The 1,099-nt window shown below is 48.7% G+C and carries 1 protein-coding gene; it reads right to left on the bottom strand.

The window, feature by feature from the left end; translation table 11 throughout:
• Positions 1 to 49: 49 nt before the first annotated feature.
• Positions 50 to 1,099, bottom strand: a 1,050-nt coding sequence (locus tag ACFO8Q_RS23825; protein ID WP_380029871.1) for an IS110 family RNA-guided transposase, incomplete at its 5' end; no start/stop codon positions are given.

Here is a 1,099-nt window from a genome sequence, read left to right as displayed (position 1 = left end):
GGTCTTCATCTAAGGCAAGTGAGCCAATACGATGAGTTTTGAATCCATTTTAAGCTGCCATCTGGAGCTGAGCCTGTCGCATCGGGCCCAGTACATCATTGGCATTGTACTTTATTCGTCTCGTACCCAACGTGTGTAGCACACGAATGAGCTTTCCACATAGGGCAATAACCGACTGTTTCTTTTTCAACGGATTTTGACTTCGTGTGGTGTAATAGTGATGCAAGGCCTTGAATTCCTGGTTTTTCGCAATCATCGGCAACACCGCCCGGAACAGCAAGGCTCGAAGCCGGGATCGTCCCCGTTTCGTAATCGTGGATCTCCCTTTCTTTTTGCCGGAACTGTTCTCTTTGAGGTTCAGACCGGCGAGTCGAATGATCTGCTGTCCATGCTCATATCCTTTGAGATCTCCCACTTCCGCAAGAAAACCAGCCAATGTGACGATTCCAACCCCTGGAATAGTGAGCATCTCTTCGCTTCCTGGAATCTGCTTTAGGAGTTGTTCCACCTGCTTCATGATGTCGCCCAGTTGACGTAGAAACAATTCGTACTGTTCCAACAAGGCTTTGAGTTCCATTCTGGCTGCTGCAAGACCTTCTGTAAGCCCAATGGAAGTGGCTGCAGCCGCAACCAGCTTCTCGGCTCTTTTCAGACCTACCCCTCGTTTGACTTCCACTTTCCATCGCTTGAGAATCTCGTTGGCGCCTAACGAGACGATCTCTTTTGGCGTTGGAAACTCTTGCAGTGTGAGAAGAGATGCTTTTCCTTCCCAATCCTTAAACACTTGCGTGTATTCCGGGAAGAAGCGATCCAGCCAGTTTTGAATCCGTCTTTGAACCTGGCCCAAGTTCACCATGACTTTCTCCCGCAAGTTCATGAGAATTCGTAAGTCGGCATAGACGCTTTTCGGGAATTTCGGTTCGGTGTACTTCCCGTTCCGGATTAAATCCGCAATGACTTTGGCATCTTTGTAGTCGTTTTTGGTGGGGGAGTTATCCTCCAGCTCTTTGCTTTTGTTGACGTGATGCGGATTCACCACCACCACTTGAATGCTTTCGTCTTGCAGAAATTCCGCCAAAGGAAACCAGTAGTGTCCGGT

The sequence above is a fragment of the Effusibacillus consociatus genome, assembly GCF_042652925.1.
Taxonomy (GTDB): Bacteria; Bacillota; Bacilli; order Tumebacillales; family Effusibacillaceae; genus Effusibacillus; species Effusibacillus consociatus.
This window is presented reverse-complemented; position numbering and strand designations above follow the sequence as displayed.